This is a genomic window from Glutamicibacter sp. 2E12, from assembly GCF_050030965.1.
In the GTDB taxonomy this organism is placed as follows: domain Bacteria; phylum Actinomycetota; class Actinomycetes; order Actinomycetales; family Micrococcaceae; genus Glutamicibacter.
The window spans coordinates 2371015-2393507 of record NZ_CP188297.1; the positions used below are offsets into that span (position 1 = coordinate 2371015).

Annotated in this window: 22 protein-coding genes and 1 tRNA gene; 11 read left to right on the forward strand and 12 right to left on the reverse strand. The window is 63.0% G+C overall.

The window, feature by feature from the left end; genetic code table 11:
* Nucleotide 1: 1 nt before the first annotated feature.
* Together hutU and ACP3TE_RS11125 are read right to left on the reverse strand one after the other, a co-directional pair.
* Nucleotides 2–1678, reverse strand: coding sequence for a urocanate hydratase (gene hutU, locus ACP3TE_RS11120; protein WP_426733560.1), 1677 nt, complete (start codon nucleotides 1676–1678; stop codon nucleotides 2–4).
* 130 nt (nucleotides 1679–1808) lie between these two features.
* Nucleotides 1809–2996, reverse strand: coding sequence for an ROK family transcriptional regulator (locus ACP3TE_RS11125; protein ID WP_166650785.1), 1188 nt, complete (start codon nucleotides 2994–2996; stop codon nucleotides 1809–1811).
* 185 nt (nucleotides 2997–3181) lie between these two features.
* Between ACP3TE_RS11125 and ACP3TE_RS11130 the strand changes: the two genes are divergently transcribed.
* The 7 genes from ACP3TE_RS11130 to ACP3TE_RS11160 all read left to right on the forward strand — a co-directional run bounded on the left by ACP3TE_RS11130 (nucleotide 3182) and on the right by ACP3TE_RS11160 (nucleotide 10508).
* Nucleotides 3182–3922, forward strand: a complete 741-nt coding sequence (locus ACP3TE_RS11130) for a sugar phosphate isomerase/epimerase family protein (protein WP_426733562.1) — start codon at nucleotides 3182–3184, stop codon at nucleotides 3920–3922.
* 5 nt (nucleotides 3923–3927) lie between these two features.
* A complete protein-coding gene (locus ACP3TE_RS11135) occupies nucleotides 3928–5040 on the forward strand; it encodes a Gfo/Idh/MocA family protein (RefSeq protein WP_426733564.1) in 1113 nt (370 codons plus the stop codon).
* A gap of 46 nt (nucleotides 5041–5086) precedes the next feature.
* Entirely contained in the window at nucleotides 5087–6439 is a 1353-nt protein-coding gene (locus tag ACP3TE_RS11140) for an ABC transporter substrate-binding protein (protein WP_426733566.1), read from the forward strand.
* A gap of 95 nt (nucleotides 6440–6534) precedes the next feature.
* Nucleotides 6535–7527, forward strand: coding sequence for a carbohydrate ABC transporter permease (locus ACP3TE_RS11145; RefSeq protein ID WP_105656350.1), 993 nt, complete (start codon nucleotides 6535–6537; stop codon nucleotides 7525–7527).
* Nucleotides 7520–8359 carry a carbohydrate ABC transporter permease gene (locus tag ACP3TE_RS11150; RefSeq protein WP_105656351.1) on the forward strand — a complete coding sequence of 280 codons (840 nt, stop codon included), beginning with the start codon at nucleotides 7520–7522 and terminating at the stop codon, nucleotides 8357–8359. Before ACP3TE_RS11145 ends, ACP3TE_RS11150 begins: the two co-directional genes overlap by 8 nt.
* A gap of 18 nt (nucleotides 8360–8377) precedes the next feature.
* A complete protein-coding gene (locus tag ACP3TE_RS11155) occupies nucleotides 8378–9484 on the forward strand; it encodes a Gfo/Idh/MocA family protein (protein WP_426733569.1) in 1107 nt (368 codons plus the stop codon).
* Between the two features lie 13 nt (nucleotides 9485–9497).
* Nucleotides 9498–10508: a sugar phosphate isomerase/epimerase family protein gene (locus ACP3TE_RS11160; protein ID WP_332487608.1), complete on the forward strand. Its 1011-nt coding sequence runs from the start codon at nucleotides 9498–9500 to the stop codon at nucleotides 10506–10508.
* Between the two features lie 7 nt (nucleotides 10509–10515).
* Here the strand turns inward: ACP3TE_RS11160 and ACP3TE_RS11165 are convergent, their stop codons facing one another.
* The 4 genes from ACP3TE_RS11165 to cobA form a co-directional block, all read right to left on the reverse strand.
* A complete protein-coding gene (locus tag ACP3TE_RS11165) occupies nucleotides 10516–11289 on the reverse strand; it encodes an IclR family transcriptional regulator (RefSeq protein ID WP_105661938.1) in 774 nt (257 codons plus the stop codon).
* A 201-nt stretch (nucleotides 11290–11490) separates the two neighbouring features.
* The gene (locus ACP3TE_RS11170) at nucleotides 11491–12399 is read right to left on the reverse strand and encodes a carbohydrate kinase family protein (RefSeq protein ID WP_105656354.1); all 909 of its coding nucleotides are present in this window, start codon (nucleotides 12397–12399) and stop codon (nucleotides 11491–11493) included.
* Between the two features lie 46 nt (nucleotides 12400–12445).
* Nucleotides 12446–13546 (reverse strand): uroporphyrinogen-III synthase, encoded by a 1101-nt coding sequence (locus ACP3TE_RS11175; protein ID WP_426733571.1) that lies wholly within the window; start codon nucleotides 13544–13546, stop codon nucleotides 12446–12448.
* Complete coding sequence (gene cobA / locus ACP3TE_RS11180; RefSeq protein WP_402696947.1) at nucleotides 13546–14565, reverse strand: uroporphyrinogen-III C-methyltransferase; 1020 nt, start codon at nucleotides 14563–14565, stop codon at nucleotides 13546–13548. The genes ACP3TE_RS11175 and cobA overlap by 1 nt, the downstream gene beginning before the upstream one ends.
* Nucleotides 14566–14855: 290 nt before the next feature.
* On the opposite strand from cobA, the gene ACP3TE_RS11185 reads away from it, so the two are divergent.
* Nucleotides 14856–15530 carry an alpha-ketoglutarate-dependent dioxygenase AlkB family protein gene (locus ACP3TE_RS11185; RefSeq protein WP_426733573.1) on the forward strand — a complete coding sequence of 225 codons (675 nt, stop codon included), beginning with the start codon at nucleotides 14856–14858 and terminating at the stop codon, nucleotides 15528–15530.
* Here ACP3TE_RS11185 and ACP3TE_RS11190 read toward each other — a convergent pair.
* The gene (locus ACP3TE_RS11190; RefSeq protein ID WP_388023018.1) at nucleotides 15527–16405 is read right to left on the reverse strand and encodes an endonuclease/exonuclease/phosphatase family protein; all 879 of its coding nucleotides are present in this window, start codon (nucleotides 16403–16405) and stop codon (nucleotides 15527–15529) included. The genes ACP3TE_RS11185 and ACP3TE_RS11190 overlap by 4 nt on opposite strands.
* Nucleotides 16406–16613: 208 nt before the next feature.
* Here ACP3TE_RS11190 and ACP3TE_RS11195 point away from each other — a divergent pair, with 208 nt between their 5' ends.
* Nucleotides 16614–17840: an MFS transporter gene (locus tag ACP3TE_RS11195; RefSeq protein ID WP_105656358.1), complete on the forward strand. Its 1227-nt coding sequence runs from the start codon at nucleotides 16614–16616 to the stop codon at nucleotides 17838–17840.
* 9 nt (nucleotides 17841–17849) lie between these two features.
* On the opposite strand, the gene ACP3TE_RS11200 is transcribed toward ACP3TE_RS11195, so the two are convergent.
* Entirely contained in the window at nucleotides 17850–18275 is a 426-nt protein-coding gene (locus tag ACP3TE_RS11200; protein WP_426733576.1) for a VOC family protein, read from the reverse strand.
* 191 nt (nucleotides 18276–18466) lie between these two features.
* Between ACP3TE_RS11200 and ACP3TE_RS11205 the strand changes: the two genes are divergently transcribed.
* Nucleotides 18467–18542, forward strand: a tRNA-Ala gene (locus ACP3TE_RS11205).
* 134 nt (nucleotides 18543–18676) lie between these two features.
* Nucleotides 18677–19249: a dihydrofolate reductase family protein gene (locus tag ACP3TE_RS11210; protein ID WP_426733577.1), complete on the forward strand. Its 573-nt coding sequence runs from the start codon at nucleotides 18677–18679 to the stop codon at nucleotides 19247–19249.
* A gap of 16 nt (nucleotides 19250–19265) precedes the next feature.
* Here the strand turns inward: ACP3TE_RS11210 and ACP3TE_RS11215 are convergent, their stop codons facing one another.
* From ACP3TE_RS11215 to ACP3TE_RS11230, 4 genes are all read right to left on the reverse strand, one after another.
* Complete coding sequence (locus ACP3TE_RS11215; RefSeq protein WP_400341173.1) at nucleotides 19266–19853, reverse strand: NADPH-dependent FMN reductase; 588 nt, start codon at nucleotides 19851–19853, stop codon at nucleotides 19266–19268.
* 138 nt (nucleotides 19854–19991) lie between these two features.
* Nucleotides 19992–20327 (reverse strand): cupin domain-containing protein, encoded by a 336-nt coding sequence (locus ACP3TE_RS11220; protein ID WP_426733579.1) that lies wholly within the window; start codon nucleotides 20325–20327, stop codon nucleotides 19992–19994.
* Nucleotides 20328–20329: 2 nt separating this feature from the next.
* The gene (locus tag ACP3TE_RS11225) at nucleotides 20330–21103 is read right to left on the reverse strand and encodes an IclR family transcriptional regulator (protein WP_400341169.1); all 774 of its coding nucleotides are present in this window, start codon (nucleotides 21101–21103) and stop codon (nucleotides 20330–20332) included.
* 31 nt (nucleotides 21104–21134) lie between these two features.
* Complete coding sequence (locus ACP3TE_RS11230) at nucleotides 21135–22487, reverse strand: MFS transporter (protein ID WP_426733581.1); 1353 nt, start codon at nucleotides 22485–22487, stop codon at nucleotides 21135–21137.
* Nucleotides 22488–22493: the final 6 nt, after the last annotated feature.

A 22493-nucleotide genomic window follows, 5' to 3' on the forward strand; every position in this document is an offset into this window, starting at 1 on the left:
CCTACTTCTCCTGTGTGGCCATCGGGATGCGCACGCCGCGTTCAGCGGCAACTTCGGCGGCGCGTTCGTATCCGGCATCGACGTGGCGGATGACGCCCATGCCCGGGTCATTGGTCAGCAGCGCCTCCAGCTTCGCGGCGGCCATTTCGCTGCCGTCAGCCAAGGAGACCTGGCCGGCGTGGATGGAACGGCCCATGCCCACGCCACCGCCATGGTGGATCGAAACCCAGGTGGCACCCGAACTGGTTGCGGTCAAGGCGTTCAGCAGCGGCCAGTCGGCCACGGCATCGGTGCCATCCTTCATGGCCTCGGTCTCGCGGTACGGCGAAGCTACCGAACCCGAATCCAGGTGATCGCGGCCGATCACGATAGGTGCAGAGACCTTGCCTTCGGCGACCAGCTGGTTGAACAGCAAGCCGGCCTTGTGGCGCTCGCCGTAGCCCAGCCAGCAGATGCGCGCAGGCAGGCCCTCGAACTCCACGTGCTTCTGTGCGGCATCCAGCCAGCGGTGCAGGTGCTCGTTTTCCGGGAACAGGTCCTTCAGCGCCTGGTCGGTGACCTTGATGTCTTCGGGATCCCCGGACAGCGCTACCCAGCGGAACGGGCCCAGGCCTTCGCAGAACAGCGGACGGATGTAGGCCGGGACAAAGCCGGGGAATTCGAAGGCGCGGGTGAAACCGCCCTTGCGTGCCTCGTCGCGGATCGAGTTGCCGTAGTCGAAGACCTCCGCGCCGGCGTCCTGGAATCCCACCATCGCCTCGACCTGCGCGGCCATGGCGGCCTGGGCTTTCTTGGTGAAGCCGGCCGGATCGGCTTCGGCTTCGGCGTGCCACTGGTCCATGGTGTATTCCACCGGCAGGTAGCTGAGCGGATCGTGGGCACTGGTCTGGTCGGTGACGATCTCGAAGGAGAATTCTCCAGCTACGTGGCGCTTGAGCAGCGCCGGGAAGACCTCGGCGGCATTGCCGACGTAGCCCACCGACAGCGGGCGGCCCTCGGACTTCGCGGCCAGGACTTTGCCCAGCGCCTTGTCCAGATCCAGCTCGACCTCATCGAGGTAGCGCTTGGAGGCACGGCGGCGCAGTCGGGTTTCATCCACGTCAACGATCAGCACGGCACCGCCGTTGAGGGTCACGGCCAGCGGCTGGGCGCCGCCCATGCCGCCGCAGCCGCCGGTCAAGGTCAGGGTTCCGGCCAGCGAGCCCTTGAAGCGCTTCTCGGCGATCGCGGCGAAGGTTTCGTAGGTGCCCTGCAAGATGCCCTGGGTGCCGATGTAGATCCACGAACCGGCGGTCATCTGGCCGTACATCATCAGGCCTTCGGCTTCGAGCTTGCGGAAGTGCTCCCAGTTGGCCCAGTCGCCAACGAGGTTGGAGTTGGCAATCAGCACCCGTGGTGCCCACTTGTTGGTCTTGAAGACGCCGACCGGCTTGCCGGACTGCACCAGCAGCGTCTCGTTCTCTTCCAGGTCCTTGAGCGTCTGGACGATCGCATCGAATGCCTCCCATGAGCGGGCTGCCTTGCCGGTGCCGCCGTAGACCACGAGATCCTCGGGGCGTTCGGCAACTTCCGGATCCAAGTTGTTCATCAGCATGCGCAATGGGGCTTCGGTGGCCCAGGACTTGGCGGTCAGTTCGGTACCGCGCGGGGCGCGGACAACACGTGATTCGTGGCTCATGGCAATTCCTTACGATGTAACGTAGCTAACTGATTCCATCATTGGCTATCGGCCATGGCTTGGGTACCGGGGAATAGGCAGAGCTGTCCGGTATTTCAGAATCAGAGGAATTTCCGGTTGCCTCCAGCTCCTAGGTGGCGGGGATCAGCGCCAGCGCGCTGCGTTCGATGGCCTGCGGGCTCAGGGCCTGGCTGATGGCGATCATGCTGGCACCGCGCAGGGCTCCAACTTCCCAGCTGCGCGAGGTGCGGATCTGCAGGTGCTGGGTGGACAGCGGCGCTCCGCGCTGGTAGACCACCTCGCGGATGCCTGCCAGCAGGTGCTCTCCGGCGGCGGAGATGCGTCCGCCGACCACGATCAGCGACGGGTTCAGCAAGCTCACGCTGGCAGCCAAAACCTCGCCCAAGTCGCGGCCGGCTTGGCGCACTGCATGGATCGCTTGGATGTTCCCCGAGTTCACCAGGGCGACCACATCGGTGTTGCTGTGCGCTTCGATGCCCTGCGCCCGCAATGCGGTGGCAATTTTGGGTCCGGCGGCTACGGCTTCCAGGCAGCCTTCATTGCCGCAATGGCAGTAGATGCCATCGCCGCGGCGGATGCGCACGTGCCCGATATCGCCGGCTGTGCCCTGCGCTCCGCGTTGCAGCAGTCCTCCGGAAATGATGCCCGAGCCGATGCCGGTGGCCAGCTTGACGAAAATGAAGTCCTCGCTGCCGGTCTCCAGCTGGTCCTTCTCGCCAATGGCCATGAGGTTGACGTCATTGTCCACGACTACCAAGGCGTCCAGCTGCTGCTGGAACCAAGCGGGGATGTCGAAGTCGTCCCATCCGGGCATGATGGGCGGATTGGCGGGACGGCCGGTCTCGAAATTCACCGGCCCTGGCACTCCCATGCCTATGGCAATGACATCGTCACGGGTGCGGCCCAGCGAATCGAGCAAGCCATCGGCCAGATCCATCGCGGTCTGCAAGATCGCCACCGGGCCGTCGGCGAAGGAAATGGGAGCCTGGGATTGCACTAGGGGAGTGGGGGCCAGATCGGTCAGGGCAACGCGCAGGTGGCTGGCTCCCAGATCGACGGCCAGCACCAGGCGGGCATCGGGGAGCAGGGCAAGCCGCTGGGGAGGGCGGCCTCCGGTGGACGCGCCATCCGCGATGGTGCCAACCAGGCCCAGCTGGATGAGCACGTCGAGGCGCTCTTGCAGGGTGGAGCGAGCCATGCCGGTCAGGGCGGCAAGGTCCGTGCGGCTGTGCGCGGCACCGTCCATGAACAGTTGCAAGACGTCGCCTGCCCCACTGGCGCCGCGGGCGAATTGCATGCTTTGGGGGCTCGAAGGATTGGCCATGAACCCAGTAAAACACAGCAATGGACGCGAAGCCGAAACACTTTATGAGAATGTCGACATACTTCTATTGACTATCGACAAAAGTAAAACTAGTCTCAAGGTGTGATGCAAGTCATGAGCATCTGGATCGCACCCACCACTTCTTTCAGGAGACGCCTTTGCCTGCCCACGACCTATCAATCCAGCTGTACACGCTGCGCGAGCACATCGCAGAGAACCTGGCCGCGACGCTCGAACGCGTAGCTGGCATCGGCTACACGCAAGTCGAGCCGTACAACTTCGTGGCCCGCGCTGACGAGTATGCACAGGCGCTGGCCGAGAACGAACTCAGCGCGCCAACGGCGCACGCACCGCTGCTCTCCTCGGACTACGACGAGGTCTTCGCCGCGGCCGGCAAACTCGGCATCAGCACCGTCATCGATCCGTTCATCCCGGCGGAGCAGTGGCAGGATGCCGAGTCCATCGGTGCCATCGCGCAGAAGCTCAACGCCGCCTCCCGGCGCGGGGCCGAATACGGCATCAAGGTCGGCTACCACAACCACGACTGGGAGATCTCCAGCAAGATCAATTCCAAGACGGCCCTGGAATACCTGGCTAGCTTGCTGGACCCGGAAGTCGTCCTGGAAGTGGACACCTACTGGGTTGCCGTGGGCGGCGCCGATGTGCTCCAGCTGCTTGAAGCGCTGGCACCCCGCGTCGTAGCCCTGCACATCAAGGACGGGCCGAAGTCCAAGAACCACAAGGAACAGGTTCCAGTGGGCAGCGGATCCATGCCGATCGACCAGATCATCGACGCCACCAACGGGATGCTGCATGTAGTGGAACTCGATGACTTCGCAGGCGACATCTTCCAGGCCGTGTCCGAAAGCCGCGCCTACCTCGTAGCAGAAAAGAACTAGGGACTATGGAATTTCAGAATCAGCCCATGGGCGTGGGCATTGTCGGAGCCGGCACCATCAGCGACCAGTACCTGGAGAACCTCACCGCATTCCCGGACCTCGCCGTGCGGTTCATCGCCGACCTGGATACCGAGCGCGCAGCAAGCCAAGCGCGCAAATGGTCCGTGGGAGCCTCGGGAACCTATGCTGAATTGCTGGCCCGCGAAGACATCCAGATCGTCGTGAACCTGACGATCCCGGCAGTGCATGTCGAGGTAGCCCTGCAGGCGGTGGCCGCCGGCAAGCACGTCTGGGGCGAGAAGCCCTACGCGCTGGACCGCGAATCCGGACGGCAGCTGGTCGAAGCCGCCAAGGCAGCAGGAGTCCGCGTCGCCGTGGCCCCGGATACCATCCTGGGTGCGGGCCTGCAGACCGGCCTGCGGCAGATTGAAGCAGGCGCCATCGGCACCCCGCTTTCGGGCCTGGCCATCTTCCAGGGCCCCGGCCCGGAATCCTGGCACCACAGCCCGGAATTCCTCTTCGCCCACGGCGCAGGACCGCTCTTCGACCTCGGGCCCTACTACCTGACCACCCTGGTGCGGGTCTTCGGCCCGGTAGCCAAGGTTGCCGCCCTGGGTTCGCAGGCCCGCGCGCAGCGGGTCATCGGTGCAGGCCCCAAGGCCGGAACCAGCTTCCCGGTCGAGGTCCCAACCCACGTCGGAGCGCTGCTCTCCTTCGAATCCGGGGCCAGTGCGCAGTGCATCTTCAGCTTCGACTCCAAGCTCAAGCGTGCAGGGTTCGTGGAGATCTCCGGAACGGAAGGCACCGCGCAGCTGCCGGATCCGAACGAATTCACCGGAGACACCATCCTGCACCTGGAGGACCAGGAGTCGAGCGTTGTCACCGCCCAAGGATCCACCTACGGGCGCGGCACCGGCGTTGCCGAACTCGCCCAAGCCATCCGCGAGGGACGCAAGGAACGCGTGCCCGGCGAACTGGCGTTCCACGTCCTGGACATCATGGTCTGCGCCGCGGAAGCAATGGAATCGGGAGCATTCATCGACGTGGCCTCGACGGTCGAGCCCATCGCGCTGCTGGACCCGGCCTGGGATCCTTCGGCTCCCGGCATCCTTGCCTGAAGCACCACCCCTTGACAGCATCACCCGCACCTGAAAAGGAATAAACATGTCTGCACCACATTTCAAGAGCAAGCTGGGGCGCTTCACGGCGATTACCTCCATCGCAGCGTTGTCGCTCAGCGGCCTGGCCGCCTGTTCCGGCTCGGCTTCCGGCTCCGGCTCGGAAGAAGCCGGCGGGACCATCACCTACTGGGCTTCGAACCAGGGCAGCTCGGTCACCCAGGACGAGGAGATCCTGGGCGAATCCATCAAGCGGTTCACCGAGGAAACCGGCATCGAGGTCGAGCTGGAAGTCGTTCCCTGGGCCGACCTGTACAACCGCATCCTCACCGCCGTCTCCAGCGGCGAAGGGCCGGACGTGCTGAACATCGGCAACACCTGGGCCACCACCTTGCAGGCCAGCGGCGCCTTCGTCCCCTTTGAAGGCGAGGCGCTGGAGGCCATAGGCGGAGCCGAGAAGTTCGTGCCGGCAGCCCTGGCCACCGGCGGCGCCGAGGGCCAGGCCCCAACCTCGCTGCCGTTGTATTCCATGGCCTACGGCCTGTACTACAACACCAAGATGTTCGAGGAAGCCGGCATCAAGCAGGCTCCGAAGACGTGGGATGAATTCTTGGCCACCGCCAAGAAGCTGACCAAGGATACCGACGACGACGGCAAGGTCGACCAGTACGGCTTCACCTTGGCCGGACAGCGTACCGCCAATAATGCCCACTCCGCATTCATCCTGGGCATGCAGAACGGCGGCGAGCTGTACACCACGGACGGCAAGCCGGACTTCACCAATGATGGCGTCGTCAGCGGCGTCAACGACTGGATCCAGCTGATGGGCGAGGACGGCGTGGTCTCCAAGTCCAACGCCGAGATCAATGACGGTTCGGTGCTGCCAGGGGAAATCATGGACGGCAACGCCGCCATGTTCTTCGACCAGGCCCCGGGCAAGTCCTTCAATGCCGCTGGCTTCGAGGACTACGCCATGGCGCCCATCCCGCTGAAGAACGCCGATGCCACCGGGCTGGAAGCCACCCAGTCGCTGGTTGCCGGCATCAACGTGAGCGTCTTCGAGAACTCGGATAACAAGGATGCCGCCCTTGAATTCGTGAACCACCTGCTCAGCGTCGATGAGCAGAAGAAGCTGAACGCCAAGTACACCTCGCTGCCATCGGTCACCGAAGCTTTCGACGACCCGGCCTTCGACACCCCCGAGCAGCAGGCCAAGAAGGAGATCCTGGCCAATAACGCTGCCCCGATGCCGCTGTTCCCCACCGAAGGGCAGATGGAATCCCTCGTAGGCGAGGCCATCGCCAAGCAATTCGCCAGGATTGCCCAGGGCGAAAAAATCACCGAGGCCGATGTCCGCAAGGCATTGGAAGACGCGCAGAAGCAGATGCCGGCTAGCTAGCGGCCCGACACGTTGCACTGGCCGCGGGAGCGGACCTCCTTGCGCCCCCGCGGCCAGTTGCAGCACCCAAATTCGTTTTCATGAAAGGAGACCGAATGTCGGCGCCAGCCCAGACACCGCCTCGAATCAGCGAACCGCTCAAGCCCCGCGACGCTTCAAGGGCGATCAAGCGCAGTTCAATCAAGCGCGACCGGTTCTTCCCCTATGCGCTCTCAGCGCCCGCAGCATTCCTGGAACTGCTGATCCACATCATCCCGATGCTGCTCGGCGTATGGATCGCCTTCCTCTCGTTGACCCAGTTCTCCATTGCCAACTGGGTCAAGGCCCCGTTCGTGGGACTGCAGAACTTCACCACCGCGCTGGACCCCAACGGTCCGATCGGTTCCCAATTCTTCGACGCCCTCGGGCGCACCTTCCTGTTCACCTTCCTGGTAGTGGCAATCGCCTGGAGCCTTGGCATCTTCGCCGCGGTCTTGCTGGCATCCAAATTCCGCAGCAACGGATTCTTCCGCACCCTGTTCCTGGTGCCCTACGCACTGCCAAGCTACGTCACCACCATCGCCTGGGCGTTCATGTTCAACCAGCGCGATGGCATGGTCAACCGCTTCCTGGTCGAAGACCTCGGGATCCTGGAGGAAGGGCCGTTCTGGCTATTGGGCGGGAATTCCTTCTTTGTCATGGTGGTTGTCGCCGTCTGGCAATTCTGGCCTTTCGCTTTCCTGATGCTGCTGGCCGCCCTGCAATCCATCCCGAACGAAGTCTATGAAGCCGCTTCCCTGGATGGAGCCAGCCTGTGGAAGCAGTTCACCAGGATCACCCTGCCAATGATCAAGCACGCCAACGTGGTGCTGCTTTTGATGCTGGGACTGTGGGTGTTCAACCAGTTCGACATCCCCTACCTGCTCTTCGGCCCGGTGTCCCCGGAAGAAGCAACCCTGATTTCCCCGTTGATCTACCAGCAGTCCTTCAACAACTGGAACTTCGGCGTGGGTGGCGCCTTGAGCGTCGTCCTGCTGATTGCCCTGCTGATCGTCTCAGCGTTCTACATCCGACTTGTCATGCCGAAGGGAAAGAGCATCGATGATTGAGACCCGCGGCTTCCGCATCCTGCGAGTTTTCGGACTAGCCTTCATCACCCTGATCATCGTGCTGCCGCTCTACGTGGTGCTCACGACCTCCATCAAGCCCCTCAAGGATGTGCGCGGCGCCTTCGAATGGATTCCCTCGGAAATCACGCTGGCCCCGTACCTGGATATCTGGACCACGGTGCCGCTGGGCAAGTACTTCGCCAACTCGTTGATCGTGACCATCAGCGCCACCATCCTCTCGGTTTCCATCGCGATCCTGGCCGCCTATGCGCTCTCGCGCTTCGACTTCCGCGGGGCACGGTCCTTCCGGCTGATCGTGCTCTCCACCCAGATGTTCCCCGGCATCCTGTTCCTGCTGCCGCTCTTCTTGATCTTCACCCAGCTGGAGCGTGCCGTGGGACTGCAGCTGAACGGAACCTACCTGGGGCTGATCGTCACCTACATGACGTTCTCCCTGCCATTCTCCATCTGGATGCTCACCGGCTTCTTTGCCGCCATGCCCAAGGAACTGGAAGAGGCGGCCATGGTCGATGGACTTGGCCGGCTCGGCGCACTGCTCAAGGTGGTCTTGCCGGTAGCACGCCCGGGGATCATCGCGGTGTCGGTCTACTGTTTCATCACTTCCTGGAGCGAAGTGCTCTTCGCCAGTGTGCTCACCAATTCGGACACCAGGACGCTGTCCATCGGCTTGCAGGCCTACGCTTCGCAGACCGATGTGTACTGGAACCAGATGATGGCCGCCTCGGTGGTGGTATCGATTCCGGTGCTGGTCGGTTTCCTCTTCGCGCAACGGCACCTGGTCGCAGGCTTGTCCTCCGGCGCGGTCAAGTAAGAAAAGACAAGGAATTACATGTCCCAGTTGAACAGCCAGCAGGCTGCACCGGCCATGCAGGAACTGAAGGTCGGCGTCATCGGCGGCGGCTTCATGGCCCGGACCCACGCCGATGCGATCCGCCGGGCAGGCGCCCAGCTCATCGGGGTGCGGTCCAACGGCGAGCAATCCACCCGCCAAGCGTCAGCCGCCCTGGGCGTGCCCGGTTTCGGCAGCGTCGAAGCGCTGCTCGCCCAATGCGACGCCGTGCATGTCACCTCGCCCAATGCGTTGCATGCCGAGCAGGCAGCCGCCGCACTGGCAGCTGGCCTGTCCGTTGTTTGCGAGAAGCCGCTGGCGACCAGCGCCCGGGAAGCCGGCGAGCTGGCATTGCTGGCATCGCGTTCCCGGGCCGTGGCTTCGGTGCCGTTCGTCTACCGCTACCACCCCATGGTGCGGCAGGCCCGGGCCCACGTGCAGGAAGGGAAACTTGGCCGGCTGCTGACCGTGCGTGGCCAGTACCTGCAAGACTGGATGCATACGGTCAGCGACAGCAACTGGCGGGTAGAACCGGCCAAAGGCGGGCCTTCGCGGGCCTTCGCGGACATCGGTTCGCATCTGGTGGATCTGCTGGAATTCATTGCGGGGGAGCGGATCGTTCGGCTGAACGCGGCCACCTCCATTGCCCATAAGCAGCGGGGCGCCGTGGACGTCGATACCGAGGATGCTGCCGCCTTGATTGTGCAGATGGCTTCGGGAGCCATCGGCACGCTGATGGTGTCACAGGTCAACGCCGGCCGGAAAAACGCCTTGACCATCGAGTTGTCCGGAGACCGGTCGGCGCTGGAATTCAAGCAGGAAAAGCCGGAAGAACTGTGGATCGGCAAACCCGCCATGTCCTCGATCCTGTCCCGCCAGGCCGCTGATCTCAGTCCCGATGCCGCACGCTTGTCGGTGGTACCTGCAGGACACCCGATGGGCTACCTGGATGCTTTCGCCGCTTTCGTGGCCGACACCTACGCGGCGATCCGTGGCGAAGCACCCGAAGGGCTCCCAACTTTTGCCGATGGCGCCCGCGCCTGCCGTTTGACCGATGCCGTTCTGGAATCGGCTGATTCCGGGGACTGGATCGACACCGATGACTAGAGGAGAAACCACCATGAACGCGACGCATCCAGTGACGCTTTTCACCGGCCAGTGGGCTGATATGCCCTTCGAAGAAGTCGCCCGGCTGGCTTCCGAGTGGGGTTATGACGGATTGGAAATCGCAGCCAGCGGTGACCACCTGGACCTCAAGCGTGCCGACGAGGATCCGGCCTACCTCCAGTCGCGGCTGGAAATCCTGGACAAATACGGGCTGAAAGCCTGGGCGATCTCCAACCACCTGGGCGGCCAGGCTGTCTGCGATGACCCCATCGACTTCCGCCACCAGGCCATCCTGCGCGACTATGTCTGGGGCGATGGGGATGGGGAAGGCGTCCGCCAGCGGGCCGCCGAGGACATGAAGCGCTCGGCCCGCGTCGCCCGCAAGCTCGGTGCCGGTGTAGTGGTTGGCTTTACCGGCTCGAAGATCTGGCAGTACGTCGCCATGTTCCCGCCGGTTCCGGGCGAGGTCATCGATGCAGGCTACGAGGACTTCGCGGATCGCTGGAATCCGATCATGGACGAATTCGATGAGCAGGGGGTGAAGTTCGCGCTGGAGGTGCACCCCTCCGAGATCGCCTACGATCACTGGACCACCGTGCGCACCATGGAAGCAATCGGCCACCGCGAAGCGTTCGGGCTGAACTGGGATCCCAGCCATATGTTCTGGCAGGGCATCGACCCGGTCGCATTCATCACCGACTTCGCCGACCGCATCTACCACGTGGATTGCAAGGACACCCGGATGCATCATCCCAACGGGCGCAACGGCATCCTGGGTTCCCATCTCCCATGGGGCGATCCCCGCCGGCGCTGGGACTTCGTCTCCACCGGCCACGGAGACATCAACTGGGAAGATGCCTTCCGCGCACTGGACTTCCACGGGTACAAGGGCCCCATCTCCATCGAATGGGAAGACGCGGGAATGGACCGCTTGCACGGTGCGAAGGAAGCTGTGGGCTACATCCGCAGCCTCCTGTTCAAGCGCCCCGAAGCGTCCTTCGACGCGGCATTCTCGAACCAGTAGCACCTGGCTAGGAAGGACGCTTGCCCTGCACCCGCGAGGTAATCACCGAAGCGGTGGCGCGGATCTGCAGCAGGAGAGTCTCCCACTGCTCTTCGGGGACACGATCGGCCAGGAAGGTGACAGCAACGGCGGCCACCGGCCAATCGCTGGAATCCCGGATTTCTACCGCGAGCGAGTGGAAATCCGGGGTGACATCCCCGCGCTCTACGGCATAGCCGCGCTGCGTGCTCTGGTCCAGCTCGCGGCGCAACTGCGAGTAGCTGGAGATCGATGACTCGGCCACTCGCTCCGTGAAGCTGGCAGCACCGGGGTAGAGCGCACGCACCTGGGATTTGGGCAGCGCGGCGAGAATTGCCCTGCCGGATGCGGTCAGGTGCGAAGGCAGGCGAACACCCACGTCGGTGACCAAGGATGGCCGGCCCTTGGCGCGTTCTTCGACAATGTAGAGAACATCGGAACCATGCAGCACGGCCAGGTGGGCGCTTTCCCCGACCTTGTCGACCAGCTGGGCAATCAGCGGGGCACCCAGCCGTGCCAGCGGTTCCTGGCGGGTATAGGCGCTGGAAAGCTCAAAAGCGGAGACACCCAGACCATAGGATTTGTCCTCTGGATAGTGGGTGATGAATCCGTGCTCCAGCATCACGTTCAGCAGCTGGTAGACACTGGATCGAGGAAGCTCCAGCAACGTGGCGATCATTGCCGCCGGAGTCGGGGTCTTCCTGCTGGCCAGCAACCTGAGGATCCGCAAGGTGTTATCGGCCGCTGGAACCTTGCTGCCCATGGGGCCTCCTCAATGAATCGTGCATAGTGCTCTGCAAGGAACTCTAGCAACCTGGTCAGCGGTTTCCTTCGATAGTCCAGGCTGCTGGGCTGGCTGCCGGCGGATAATGCTAGTCACCCACAACGAATGAAATAAATAGTCGCTGGGATCAGCGCCATTCCAGGCGGAGATCCCAGCGACTATCGGCCAGAAATGAAAGGTCTAGCGCGTCGTGGAACTGAGGAAATGATTCAGCTCGTCAAGGGTTGGAGGATTCGCCCCGGCGCGCGACACGGTGATTCCCGCGCACACCGAAGCGATCTGCATGACCTTCTCCAGCTCGACGCTGTCCAGCTGCGTGCCATCGCGAAGGGACTTGGCCAGCGAGCTGTCCAAGATGGCGTGGAGCAGCCCGGCCATGAACGCATCACCGGCGCCGACCGTATCTACGGTACGCACCGAAATCGAGGGAACCATGACCTCGCTTTGCCTGGTCCGGGCCTCGGCTCCGCGTGCGCCGAAGGTGATGATCGCTAGCGATGCCCCGCGCTCCAAGAAGTGCTCCAGGATGCGATTGGTGTCCCATCCCGGATAGAGCCACAGGGCGTCTTCGTCACTGAGCTTGACGATATCCGCCAGCCCGGCCAGCTTCTCGATCTGCTTGACCGATTCTGCCCGGTCCTCGACCAGCTCCGGACGCAGGTTCGGATCGAAGCTCAGGATCTGGCCCGGTGGGGAAGCCTCGAAAGCCTCATGGATTCGAGCGGCACTCGGACCCTGGAATGCTGCAACGGATCCTGAATGGAACAAGGTGGCTTGGGTCGAAGCCATGCTCTGCAATTTGCAGTTCAGCTGGAACTCGTAGTTGGCATCTCCGGACTCGTCCAGCACGACGGTGGCGCTGGAAGTCTGCGCATCGGTGTGCGATCCGGCTGCGAGCTGAACGCCTGAGGCCGCCACATGTTCGGCGATCAGCCGGCCATGCTCGTCATCGCCGATGTCCGTCTGGAGCAGGACTTCGTGGCCCAATCGGCCCAGTCCAACAGCAACATTCATCGGGGAACCGCCGGGATGCGCCACACCATCGACGATATCGACTAGGGCTTCACCGGCAACCTGAATATTAACCATGACATCGATCCTACGTAACCCGGAGGGAAAAAGCCCATCGGGGTGATCATACGTTCAGCCTGTACCCACGTTTGATGACCGTGGCGATGATTTCTGGTTGCGGCAACGCCTTGCGCAGCCGGCTCAGGGTCATATCCAAGGCATGCTTGGAACTGGCTTCCGGAAGTGCGGCCCCCAGCTCTTCGCGGGAGAGGACGCTGCCGCCGGCCTCGATCAGCGCGCGCACCAATTCGGCCTGCCCGGGAGTCAATTCGCAGTTTTCGTCCTGGACTGAGAGGGTGCGACCGCGCAGCTGCACCTGGCCGTGGACCGTTTGCGCCTGCAACGTGCCCAGCGAGGCCAGATGCTCCACGAGCTGGCCGATCATCGCACCCATGCGATGGCGCTCGGGAACCAGCGGGCAGATGCCCGCCTCGATCAGCGGGGCAGCAGTCACCGGTCCAACGGTGGCCACTGCGACGCGCTCGGCCAGTGAGCGCAGCAGTGCGGGCAAGCGATTGCGCGCCTTGGCAGCGGCGAACAGCGCGTGCACGCTTGGCGCGCTGGTGAAGGTCACCGCGTCGAAGTGGGCGGCGCACAGGCCCTCCACCAAAGCAGAAATCCCGCTATCGCTGCTGGTGTCCTGCCAGCGGTAGGGCTCCACCTTCAGCACCCGGCGAGCGCCCAGCTCGCGCAGGCTCTGGGGCATTCCATGGTCGGAATCGGCATGAAGCTGCAAGGCGACGGTGGCGCCCTGGAGCTTGCCCTCCAGCAGTTCCAGCATGGAGACGCTGCGCCCGTCCTTGGCCACGGCGGCCGGTTCCAGGCCCAGCGCCTTGACGGCGCCATGGGCTTTGGCCCCGCGGACGTAGAGCTGCGCCTGCCCGAGCGCTGCCAGCAGCTCGTCGCCAATGCCGGCAGCCTCGGAGGTGTCAACCCAGCGGCGCAGTCCGTAGGCGGTCGTAATGATGGCTACCTGCGGACGGACCTCAATCAGCTTTTGCGTTTGCGCGATCAGTTGCTGCTCATCGTCCAGCGGGGCGAGCTGGAGCAGCGGAGTATGGGTCACCTCGGCGCCGCGGCGTTCGAAGGCTTCGATGAGTTCTGCGGAACGGCGGTCGCTGGTGACGGCCAGCCGGAAGCCGGCCAAGGGTTTGGGGCTGCTCATCAGGCCACTTCCAATTGCGCTGCCAGCGTGGCCGGCTCTTCTTGCGCTGCCGCGTTCACCAGGGTGGCCGGCAGCCCAGCGACTTCACCGATGACAATGACTGCAGGGTTGGAATGGCCGCGGGCTGTTTCGGCGAGACGGGCTAGCCGGGTGCAGCTGGTGCGCTGGATGTCGGTGGTGCCGGATTCGACGATGGCGCATGGCATTTGCGGGTCCATGCCGACCCGGTGCAGCCCGGCGACGGTCTGCTCGATGGTGCCCATGCCCATCAGGATCACGATGCTTCCGCCCAGCTTGGCCAGGTGGTCAAGCTGCGCATCGCTGAGTGGATCGTGGGCCGAGACCACGGTGAACATGGTGTTCACCCCGCGCGCGGTGACCGGGATGCCGGCTGCTGCCGGCACGGTGATGCACGAGCTCAGTCCCGGGATGACGCTGATCGGGATGCTCGCAGCGGTAGCGGCCGCGATTTCTTCGAAGCCGCGGCCGAAGACGAAGGGATCTCCGCCCTTGAGCCGGACTACGGCAGCGCCACCGCGGGCCGCTTCGATCATCAGGGCTTCGATATCCCGTTGGGTGAGCTTGTGGTGTCCGGGAAGCTTGCCGACGTCCACGATTTGAGCTTGCGGTGCGAGAGCCGGCAGGTGCGCTGCGGGACCGAGCCTGTCGGCGAAGACGACTTCTGCTTCGGCCAGGGCCCGCACGCCGCGCAGGGTCAGCAGGTCCAATGCGCCGGGGCCGCCACCGAGCAGGGTGATGGATCCGGCCCGGGTCGCTGGTCCAAGGTGCATGACGGGAATGCGCGCGGCCTGCACCACCGAGGCGAAGCGCAGCGGTTCGGCATCGCAGATCACCAGCAGGCCGGCTTGTTCCAGCAACTGTACTGCCTGGAAGGGCCCGTCGGCGGTGAGCACCGTGGCGCCCTCCGCCTGGAAGCGCAGCGCAGTATTTTTGCTCCCGGATTTACTTCCAGCGATCAGCACAGTGCATCCGCGCAGTTCGAGGTCGATGCCAATCATGGTTTCCTTGATTCTGCTCGAGTTTCTAGGGGTGACATGGGATTCTCCTTGAACTAGTGGATGCACCCAGCTTAGGCGCCCAGGTTTTCCCGGAGGTATCGCAAATGTTTCAAGCGCAATAATTCGAGTAAAGGTTAACCTTTTCGAAATGTTCGCGAGGGTAAGACGAAACACAAAGTCTCTAATGTAAATATTGTTGCGAGGCACCGGCCTGGCTGATCCTGCAAAGTTCAGTGAGCGAATACGCGGGAGACTTGCCGAGTTCTGCCTGCAACGGGCACGCTGGGAACATGGAATCCCTGTTCGACGACAGTGCACTGCCCCGTACCGGGGGAGCCTTGCGCCCAGGAGCCTGGCACTTGCCGGGGTGGCTGGACGCGCCCGCGCAGCAGTGGATCGTCCGGCGCTTCTTCGAATGGGGCAGCGGGCCTGTTCCGCCGCACCGCACAGCCGTCAACGGCCATCCGATGAGCGTGCAGAGCTTGTGCCTGGGATGGCATTGGAGCCCGAACCGCTACTCCAAGACCGCTGACGACCTGGACGGGCAATCAGTGGCGCCCATGGAAGACTGGCTGGTCCGCTTGGGCAAGCAAGCGGTCGCAGAAGCTACTGGTGACCTGCAGCGCGCGCAGGACTACCAGCCCGATGCGGCTATCGTGAACTACTACGACGAGCAGGCCGCCATGGGCATGCACCAGGATGCGCAAGAACGCATCAACGCCCCAGTGGTTTCGCTGTCCATCGGCGATTCGGCAACATTCCGCCTGGGCAATACCGAGAACCGCAACCGGCCATGGCAAGAGATCCGGCTGGCTTCGGGGGACCTGTTCGTCTTCGACGGCCCCTCACGCTTCGCCTATCACGGGGTGAGCAAGATCCATGCCGGGACCGCGCCTGCAGGCCTGGGCCTTGGCGGCGGACGCATTAACATCACGCTGCGCCAGACCGGGCTGGAAGCGAACTAGTTCCCCAGATCGATCGTGGCAGCGAGCGCGTAATGATCGGAATCGGCGATTTCCAGCCGCTCCAGGCCTGCTGATTCGACGCCGCGCAGCATCACATGATCGATGCCGAGCATCGGGAACAGGGACCGCGGCCAGGTCAGGGCCAAGCCCCAGTCGCTGTAGTGGGCTTCCTCCAGCTGGTTAGCGACCGGCGCGAAGTGGCGGTCGGAGCTGGTGGCGTTGAAGTCTCCGGCGGCAACGATCTTCGCAGAATCGTCATCGGCGAGGTAGCCGGCCAAGGAAGCAAGCATCATGTCCCGCTCGTGATGGCCGGTAGGCCTGGCCGACGCCGCATGCACAGCGTACAGGCGGACATCCCCTTTTTCGCTGGCCACGTCCACCCGCAACGCGCGGTCCCAACCCAGCCCCAGATCCAGGGGCTCTGGATTCTTCAGCGGATAGGCGCTCCACACGCCTACGGTGCTGACCATGTAGCTGTAAGGATGGGATTGGGCGAGCTCGGCGGTGATTTCCGGCTCTTGGCCTTCACCGATTTCCTGCAGGGTGATGACCTGCGCGCCGTTGGCTGCCAATTCGCGGGCGGCTTGCACGCCCGCAGACTCGTGGACGTTTTGCGTGGCAACCAGCAGGGAAGCTTCTGGTGCGCGCCGGTCCGAAGGCAGGAACGCCGGCCCGAAGAGCACAGCCCAAACAACGACCGGTACGAGCAGGCCGATGAAGCTGATGCGTCCGCGCACCACCAAGGCCATCAGCAAGAGCACTGGAATTCCGAGGCCCATCCACGGGGCCAGGTTATCGACGATCAATCCGAGACCCAGGACATCGGGGATCTGCTGGTGGAACACCATTAGCCCGGCCAGCGCGAGACAGAGCATGACAAAGAAGAACCTCGCGATTATTCGCGAGGCCGACAGGCGATGGTGCGATGAATGAGGCATAGGACTTAATACAGTGGCACAAAATACTGTGGGATTCGTAATTTTCCGCTCGGGGATTGCCACTGTCGCCCGATGCAGTCACTACGATGGATAAGAGCGCCGAGGGAGCCGCTTCCCAAGACCCTGCCATGAATTGAGAAATTGAATGACTGCCTATGTATCTGGCGGAAAACTACTGCTGGCAATTGTTGCCTTGGCCATGGGCGGCGTCGGCATCGGTGTCACTGAGTTTGCCATGATGGGCTTGCTCCAGGAAGGTGCCGCTGATCTGGAAGTGGGCTATGCGCAGATGGGCCTGATGATCAGCGCCTACGCAATCGGCGTGGTGGTGGGCGCCCCGGTGCTCACTGCGCTGGCTGCCAAGATCCCGCGCAAGCGTGCGGTGCAGCTGCTGATTCTCTTCTTCACGCTCGCCAACCTCTCCTCATTCTTCGCTCCGGACTACAACACCATGCTGGTGACCCGCTTCCTTGCAGGCCTGCCGCATGGGGCCTACTTCGGACTGGCCGGTGTGCTTGCCGGCAGCCTGGTTCCGGCCACGATGCGCGGACGCGCCATTGCCTGGGTGATGCTCGGGCTCTCGGTGGCCAACGTTGCCGGTGTCCCGTTGGTGACCCGGCTCGGCCAGGAATACGGCTGGCGTTCGATGTTCCTGGTCGTCACTGCGATCGGCGTGTTGACCGCTGTGCTGATTAGCTTGTTCGTCCCATGGCGCAAGACCGATGCCGGGGCGAGCATCCGCCGCGAGCTGACCGCCTTGAAGAGTGCCCAGGTGTGGCTGGCGATGCTCACCGGCATTGTCGGCTTCGGCGGATTCTTCGCGGTGTACTCCTACATTTCGCCCACGCTGACCGAAGAAGCAGGACTGCCAATTGAGCTGGTGCCGTTGGCTTTGGCGCTCTATGGCGTAGGCATGGTCGTTGGTTCGCTGGCCGGTGGCAGGCTTGCCGACTGGTCGATCTTCGGCGCGATCAAGCTTTCTTCCGTTTTCATGATCGCCACCATGCTGATTTTCGCGGCCGTGACCAGCTGGGTGGTTCCGACGATGATCATGGTCTTCGTGATGGGCGCGGTGGGTTCCCTGCTGATCCCTGCGTTGCAGACGCTGCTGATGGATTCGGCCCCGCATGCGCAGTCGCTGGCTGCTTCGCTGAACCACTCCGCGCTGAATGTTGCCAACGCGCTGGGCGCCGCCCTGGGTGCCGCGGTGATTGCCGCCGGTTACGGATTCCGCGCCCCATCTGTGGTCGGCGCTGGACTGGCCGCTTTGGGCCTGCTGATAGCGTGGATAACCCAGATCCGCGCGAAGAAGGTTGGCCTGCTCGTAGGCCGCGAAGCTTTGGAAGCCCGCGAGCAGGCGCGCACCCACTAGCTGCTTCGGCTAGCTTGCCACCGCGGTGATGTTGAACATCCAGACCACGCCGAACTTGTCGCGCAGCTCGCCGAAAGAGTCGCCCCACGGGGCCCGCTCCAATGGCATGTTGATCTGGCCGCCTTCGCCCAATCCTTCCCACCACCGGGTCAGGGTCTCCGCGTCGGCTCCGGCCGTCCCGTCGCTGCTGAGCGCGATCACGCCATTGCCCCGCGCGTCCATTTCGGGCGGGGTGTCCGAGGCCATGAAGTGCAGGCCGCGTTCAACGAATAGCGAGGAGTGCATAATCTGGTCGGCAACGGCCGGATTGTTGTCATTCATGCCTTCTTGGAAGGTCATCATGGAAAGCTCGCCACCGAGTACTTGGTGGTAGAACTCCATTGCTTCCTTGGCGTCTCCGGCGAAACGCAGGTATGGGGTCAGTCCGATGGTCATGGGATTGCGCCTTTCGAAGGAGTGGGTGGGGCCGGCAGGTCCCGACCCATATTCTTCCACTTGGGGAGCACCGTGTGAATAGCGGAGTGTGACCAGCATCTCGAATGGCCGATTTGGCGTTTTCGGCAGTGCTCCGGTAGAGTTTTATCTCGGTTCAGCGGTTGTTCAAACTGCGGAAAACCACCTCATTTGGGGGTATGGCGCAGTTGGTAGCGCGTCTGCATGGCATGCAGAAGGTCAGGGGTTCGAATCCCCTTACCTCCACCAAATGGAAACAAGCCGGGAAACATCAGAAATGATGTTTCCCGGCTTTTTCGCATTCTCCCAAGTTCCCAACAGGCCATGCTGTAGGGTTGGCTCAATTTCCCAGACGATCCCGTCTTCGAACCAAGGGAGAATCAATGAGAGAACTAACCTACTTCGTTGCAGTGAGCTTGGACGGGTACATTGCCGGTCCTAACGGTGAATTCGATGCTTTCGCGGTGGCTGGTGACCATGCGGCGCCCATCTGGGACCGCTACCGCGGCACCGCGCCGACCCAGCTGGCAGAGTCGGCTGGACTGCCTATCGAGGGGTGCCCTTTCGATACGGTGCTGATGGGCTGGAATACCTACGCTGTCGGCTTGCCAGCACTGCCCAGCCCTTACTCGCATCTGAGGCAGATGGTTTTCACGCGCGAGCACTCTGCACCTCCAGGAAGCCAAGAGGTGCAGTTCACCAGCGCGGATCCGCGAGAGGTCATCGGGGAACTCAAATCCCAACCGGGTGACGGCATCTGGCTGTGCGGCGGAGGGCAATTGGCCGCCAGACTCCGGCCGGACATCGACAGGTTGGCCCTGAAAGTGCAGCCGGTGATGTTCGGGTCGGGTATCAGGCTCTTCGGGGACACCGGGTATGCCCCGGATCGCTGGAAGCTGGAGAACATGCAGTCTTTTGCCTCCGGAGTCTGCCTTGCCGAATACTCGCGCGGCTAGTGGACGTTGGAGGCGGCTACATTCCTTCGTCTCCGATATGACCCGCAGCTGTCGCATCGAGCACACGCTCAACGAACGCCGCGTATTCGCCCATGTAGTGGGCCAGGAACTTCTGGGTGTCCGGGTTGCTGATGCTCCCGTCCTCGCCGAAGTCTTCGGGACGGTACTGCAGGTAGACCTCGGGGGAGTTCAGCTGCGGGGCATCCAGGAAGCTGAGGACGCTGCGCATGCTGGACTGCATGACCGCGGTACCGATGGCTCCGACCGAAGCGCCGAGCAGGCCGGTGGGCTTGCGGGCGAAGGAGTTGGTGCCCCAGGGCCGCGAACCCCAGTCGATGGCATTTTTCAGCGCACCGGGAATTGAACGGTTGTACTCCGGGCTGATGAATAGCAGGCCGTCCGAGGCCTCGATGGCGGTCTTTAGCGCGGTCCCGGCTTCGGGATAATTATCATCGTAGTCAGCGCTATACAAGGGCAGATCGCTGATCGGGATTTCCGTGAAACTGAGGTTTTCAGGTGCCAGGGCTATCAGGGCCTTGGACAGGACGCGGTTGATGGAGTTCGTGGCGAGCGAACCGACGAAATAGCCGATGTTGTAATCCATGGAACCACTTCAGCACCGGGGCGAGGGGTGGCAAAAGGCCCTCGGGCAAACTCCCAGCTAAGCCAGTCCGCCTGGTTGACCGCGCTGGGTAATCTGCTGCGAGCCGAAGGCTGAGAAGTCGGCTTTGCGTGGCGGGACCTAAACCGTGAGCACGCGCAGGCCAGTGCCGCCGGTATTTCGCAGGTCGTGGTCCACCCCTGCATCGGCCAAGATGCTGTCGCCCGGGCCCAGCTCGTAGTCGCGCTCGCCGACCCGCATCAGCGCCCGACCCTCTCGCACTTGGTAGAACTCCTGCGAAGCACTCTCGCCCTCGTGGCGATGGAAGCCCTCGAATCCGCCTGGTTCGATCACCCAGGTCTGGATGGCTACTGGCATCCCGGTATGCCCGGCGAAGTGGTGGCTGACTTTCATAGCTGACCCTTCGTGCATACCGTAGTCGAAGGCATGGGCATCGCGCGCTTCAAACGGATCCATGGCTATCCCTCCGCCTGGTATCCCAGCCTGGTGCTGATTCGCCTTGCTGCGGTGCGGGTGCTGGAGCAGAGCTGCTCCAGCTCATCGGCGCCGATGCGGTAGAACGGAGCGGCGGTCATGGCGCAGGCGACGAGTTCACCGCGGTGATCGAGAATTCCTGCGGCCACTCCGACCTCCTCGGCGGAGGTCTCGCCGTAGTTGACCGCGTAGCCCCGCTCGCGTACAAGATCCAGGCGTGCCTGGTATTCGGCGGGGGCCGTGCCGGCAAGATCGATCTCTCCGTTGGAGATCAGCTCCGCGCGGCGTGCTGGATCCTCATTGGCGAGGAATACCTGGACGGTAGCGCTCAGCCCCGAACGGTACCGCGACCCCATGACCGAGGTGTGCTTGACCAGATGGGTTGAAGGCAGCTGTTCTACCGAAATCGACTCGCTGCCGTCCCAGATGTTCAGTACAGCGGTCTCGCCGGTAGCTTCACGCAGATCTTCCAGAATGGGGTAAGCCACCTGCCGCACGTCCAGGTTGGCAAGCAATGGTCCGGCAATGGCAATCAGGCCGACACCCAAGCGGTACTTGCGGGTTTCCGCGTCGCGATCCACAACGCGTTCCTGCTCAAGGGTGGCCAGAATGCGCGAGACGCTCGATTTGTGGAGGCCGACCTGCTCCGCGATTTCGGTGACGCCCACTACCGGGCGCTCAACGGTGAAGCAACGGAGCACATCGAGCACGTTGACGATCACCGAGGTGCCTCGGGTTTCACTGCGAATTTCAGTCATTTCCCCTCCTGAGTTGCTACTATCCTACGGCTCAAACCAGTGGTTTGCGGCTGGTTTCGACCGAGCAGGCCACCGCCACCAGCGAAATCACCGCTGCGCCCATCAAGTACCAGCCGGGGGCAAGGACGTTGCCGCTAGTGGCAATCAGTAATGTGGCCACGAATGGCGCCGTTCCGCCAAACAATGCATTTGAGAGGTTGAACGACACCGCGAAGCCGGAATAGCGGACCTTGGTGGGGAACATTTCCGCGAGGTAGCTCGGAAGGGTGCCGTCGTTGAGCGTGAGCATCGCGCCGAGCAGGACCTGGACCAAGACAATGACCAAGAAGTTTCCCGATTCCAAGGCCATGAATGCAGGAACGGTGAACAGGATGAACAGAATCGATGCGCTGATCAAGACACGCTTGCGGCCGAAGCGATCCGAAAGCATGCCGGTGACAAAGATGAATCCGACGTAGGTCAACAGTGCAACTGTCGTTGCCAGGTAGGAACGGGTGGCGTCCAGTCCGAGCTCTTCAGAGAGATAGGTCGGCATGTAGGAAAGGATGACGTAGAACCCGACGGCGTTCAGCAGCACTGCGCCCGCAGCCTGGACCAGCTGGCGCCAGTGGTTCTTCAGCAACGATCCGACTGGGGATCCCTCAGGAGTGGAGGACTCGGATGCTTCAAGGAAAGCTGGCGAATCCTCCAGCTTGGTGCGGATATAGCGGCCAATCAGCCCCATGGGCGCAGCTAGCAAGAACGGTATGCGCCATCCCCAGGACTCCAGATCCCCGGTTGACAGCAACCCGGTCAGCCCGGCGGCCATCAGTGAGCCGAAGAGCAGGCCGGTGGCAGTGCTCGCCGGAACCACTGCCGCGTACAGGCCGCGCCGGTTGGCCGGCGCGTACTCGACCAGGAAGGCGGAGGCGCCGGCATACTCGCCGGCGGCAGAGAAGCCCTGGACCAGACGCAGGGCCAGGAGCAGCAGGGGCGCGCCAAAACCGATGGATGCGTAGCCGGGGAGCAGCGCTATGCAGAAGGTGGCACCGGTCATCAGCAGGATCGACCACGACAGGGCTTCACGCCGGCCGATCTTGTCGCCCAGATGCCCCCATATGAACCCGCCGACAGGACGGACCAGGAAGGAGATGGCGAATACCCCGAAAGTCATCAGCAGACCAGCTTGGGGGTCGTCGCTGGGGAAGAATACGGCGGCGATGGTGACGGCGAAGTAGCCGTAGGCCGCGTAGTCGAACCATTCCACGAAGTTGCCGATGAAGCTGGCAGCGATCACCTTGCGGCGGGTCTTCGCGTCAATGGTGCGGGACTGGGGCACGCCGGTGGCCGCTGCGGCCGTGGTTCCGGTGGGAGCTTGCAGTGGGGAGTTGCTGGAATGGTTCATGGGGTG

Coding starts and splice junctions, on each gene's coding strand:
- hutU (WP_426733560.1), bottom strand. CDS start 1,678: ATGAGCCACGAATCACGTGTTGTCCGCGCCCCGCGCGGTACCGAACTG.
- ACP3TE_RS11125 (WP_166650785.1), bottom strand. CDS start 2,996: ATGCAATTCGCCCGCGGCGCCAGTGGGGCAGGCGACGTCTTGCAACTG.
- ACP3TE_RS11135 (WP_426733564.1), top strand. CDS start 3,928: ATGGAATTTCAGAATCAGCCCATGGGCGTGGGCATTGTCGGAGCCGGC.
- ACP3TE_RS11140 (WP_426733566.1), top strand. CDS start 5,087: ATGTCTGCACCACATTTCAAGAGCAAGCTGGGGCGCTTCACGGCGATT.
- ACP3TE_RS11145 (WP_105656350.1), top strand. CDS start 6,535: ATGTCGGCGCCAGCCCAGACACCGCCTCGAATCAGCGAACCGCTCAAG.
- ACP3TE_RS11150 (WP_105656351.1), top strand. CDS start 7,520: ATGATTGAGACCCGCGGCTTCCGCATCCTGCGAGTTTTCGGACTAGCC.
- ACP3TE_RS11155 (WP_426733569.1), top strand. CDS start 8,378: ATGTCCCAGTTGAACAGCCAGCAGGCTGCACCGGCCATGCAGGAACTG.
- ACP3TE_RS11160 (WP_332487608.1), top strand. CDS start 9,498: ATGAACGCGACGCATCCAGTGACGCTTTTCACCGGCCAGTGGGCTGAT.
- ACP3TE_RS11165 (WP_105661938.1), bottom strand. CDS start 11,289: ATGGGCAGCAAGGTTCCAGCGGCCGATAACACCTTGCGGATCCTCAGG.
- ACP3TE_RS11170 (WP_105656354.1), bottom strand. CDS start 12,399: ATGGTTAATATTCAGGTTGCCGGTGAAGCCCTAGTCGATATCGTCGAT.
- ACP3TE_RS11175 (WP_426733571.1), bottom strand. CDS start 13,546: ATGAGCAGCCCCAAACCCTTGGCCGGCTTCCGGCTGGCCGTCACCAGC.
- cobA (WP_402696947.1), bottom strand. CDS start 14,565: ATGATTGGCATCGACCTCGAACTGCGCGGATGCACTGTGCTGATCGCT.
- ACP3TE_RS11185 (WP_426733573.1), top strand. CDS start 14,856: ATGGAATCCCTGTTCGACGACAGTGCACTGCCCCGTACCGGGGGAGCC.
- ACP3TE_RS11190 (WP_388023018.1), bottom strand. CDS start 16,405: ATGCTCTGTCTCGCGCTGGCCGGGCTAATGGTGTTCCACCAGCAGATC.
- ACP3TE_RS11195 (WP_105656358.1), top strand. CDS start 16,614: ATGACTGCCTATGTATCTGGCGGAAAACTACTGCTGGCAATTGTTGCC.
- ACP3TE_RS11200 (WP_426733576.1), bottom strand. CDS start 18,275: ATGACCATCGGACTGACCCCATACCTGCGTTTCGCCGGAGACGCCAAG.
- ACP3TE_RS11210 (WP_426733577.1), top strand. CDS start 18,677: ATGAGAGAACTAACCTACTTCGTTGCAGTGAGCTTGGACGGGTACATT.
- ACP3TE_RS11215 (WP_400341173.1), bottom strand. CDS start 19,853: ATGGATTACAACATCGGCTATTTCGTCGGTTCGCTCGCCACGAACTCC.
- ACP3TE_RS11220 (WP_426733579.1), bottom strand. CDS start 20,327: ATGGATCCGTTTGAAGCGCGCGATGCCCATGCCTTCGACTACGGTATG.
- ACP3TE_RS11225 (WP_400341169.1), bottom strand. CDS start 21,103: ATGACTGAAATTCGCAGTGAAACCCGAGGCACCTCGGTGATCGTCAAC.
- ACP3TE_RS11230 (WP_426733581.1), bottom strand. CDS start 22,487: ATGAACCATTCCAGCAACTCCCCACTGCAAGCTCCCACCGGAACCACG.